Source organism: Streptomyces sp. DH12 (genome assembly GCF_020873895.1).
In the GTDB taxonomy this organism is placed as follows: Bacteria; Actinomycetota; Actinomycetes; order Streptomycetales; family Streptomycetaceae; genus Streptomyces.
On record NZ_JAHWGT010000393.1, the window covers coordinates 1 to 646 of the forward strand.

The 646-nt window shown below is 71.7% G+C and carries 1 protein-coding gene; it reads left to right on the forward strand.

All coding sequences use genetic code 11. The features are described from left to right. Positions 1–211: 211 nt before the first annotated feature. Positions 212–646: MFS transporter (locus LPA54_RS34755; RefSeq protein ID WP_228984615.1), on the forward strand; the 435-nt coding region annotated here is incomplete at its 3' end.

The following is a 646-nucleotide window of genomic DNA, read 5'->3' on the forward strand; positions in this document are numbered from 1 at the left end:
CCCTCACCGCATGCCTCTGAGGCAAAAAGCGCGCTGCTACCCAAGCTTTAAAAACCCCAAACGCGAGAGTGATTCAGATCACACCTTGCTCACTCCCGTTGCGCCCTCCCCGCTTGATACAAATTGCCCGCGCGTTCTCGTCCGTCGACGGTCGTCGCCCCCCACAACCTCCTTTCTCGCACCGTCCCTTTCGCACGCCCTGGGAACGCCCGTGTACGCCCCTCGCACCACCCCCTGGCCCCTCGTCGCCCTTTTCACGGCCGGGTACCTCGCCCCGTATCTGCTGCCGACCACCGTCGGCCGGCTGGAACGCGGCCTGGATCTGACGGCCACCCAGGCGGGGGCCGTCGGCAGTCTGCTGCTGCTCAGCTCGGCCACGGCCGGGTTCCTGCTGGCCTCCCGCGTGGAGCGGACCGGGGCGCGGACCCTGGCCCGGCTGGGTCTCGTCCTCGCCGCCGTGGGCTACGGCGGCGCCGCCCTCACCACCACCGTCCCCGCCGTCGTCGCCGGCGCCGTCGTCGGCGGCTTCGGGTCCGGCACGGCCACCACGGTCGCCGCGACCCGCATCGCCGCGGAGAAGGACCCGCACCGGGCCTCCACCCTGGGCCTGCTGAGCGTGTCCGCGCTGGCCGGCGCGGTCTATCTG